The following is a 1,009-nucleotide window of genomic DNA, read 5'->3' as shown; positions in this document are numbered from 1 at the left end:
GCCGGGACCATGGCGGCCCCCGTCGCCGCGACGCCGGACCCGGACGTGATCGACCGCTACCGGCGCCGCTACGGCGACGTCTTCCCGCCCGACACCCTGAGCGGGATCCGCGTCGCCGCCTACCAGCAGAGCTCGGTCGCCCGCGACCTGCTCGCCGACCTGCTGGCGGCGTTCGGCGCCGAGGTCACGCCGATCGGCCGCTCGGAGACCTTCGTCCCGATCGACACCGAGGCCCACCGCCCGGAGGACGTCGCCTTCATCGCCGAGGTCATGGCCTCGGGCGACTTCGACGCCCTGGTCACCACCGACGGCGACGCCGACCGGCCGCTGGTCGCGGACGCCGCCGGCGGGATCGTGCGCGGCGACGTGCTCGGCCTGATCACCGCGCGCCATCTCGGCGTCGATGCGGTGGTGGTGCCCGTCACCGCCGGCTCGGCGATCGAGCAGGCCGGCGGGTTCGGGCAGGTGCTGCGCACCCGCGTCGGCTCGCCCTTCGTCATCGCCGGCATGGAGCAGGCGCGGCGGGCGGGGGCGAAGGCGGTCGCCGGCTTCGAGGCGAACGGCGGCTTCCTGCTCGGCTCCGACGTCGCGGTCGGCGACAAGGTCCTGCCCGCCCTGCCGACGCGCGACGCGATGCTGCCCATCCTGGCGACGCTGGCCGCATCCCGGCAGGCGGGGCTGGCGCTGGCCGACCTCGTGGCCTCGCTGAACGTCGGCGAGATGGCGAGCGACCGGCTGCCCGACACGCCGGCCGAGCGCAGCGGCGCCCTCCTGCAAAGCCTCGGCGACGCGTCGTTCCGCCGGACCTTCCTGCAGCCGGTCGGCACCCCGGAGGCGGTCGACGCGCAGGACGGGATCCGGATCGCGCTCGGCGGCGGCCGCACGATCCACTTCCGCGCCTCGGGCAACGCCCCCGAGCTGCGGTGCTACACCGAGGCGCCGACCGCCGCGGAAGCCAAGGACCTCCTCGCCTGGGGGCTCGACGCGGCGGCGGCGGCGATGGCGGCGG

At 76.4% G+C, this 1,009-nt stretch carries 1 protein-coding gene; it reads left to right on the top strand.

Translation table 11 applies throughout. The features are described 5' to 3' along the window. Positions 1-9 precede the first annotated feature (9 nt). A partial coding sequence (locus FV227_RS28635; RefSeq protein WP_246688389.1) for a phosphomannomutase occupies positions 10-1,009 on the top strand: 1,000 nt, incomplete at its 3' end.

The sequence above is a fragment of the Methylobacterium sp. WL119 genome, assembly GCF_008039875.1.
Lineage (GTDB): Bacteria > Pseudomonadota > Alphaproteobacteria > Rhizobiales > Beijerinckiaceae > Methylobacterium.
Note: the sequence above shows the minus strand (reverse complement) of the source record. Positions and strands in the feature narration are given on the sequence as shown.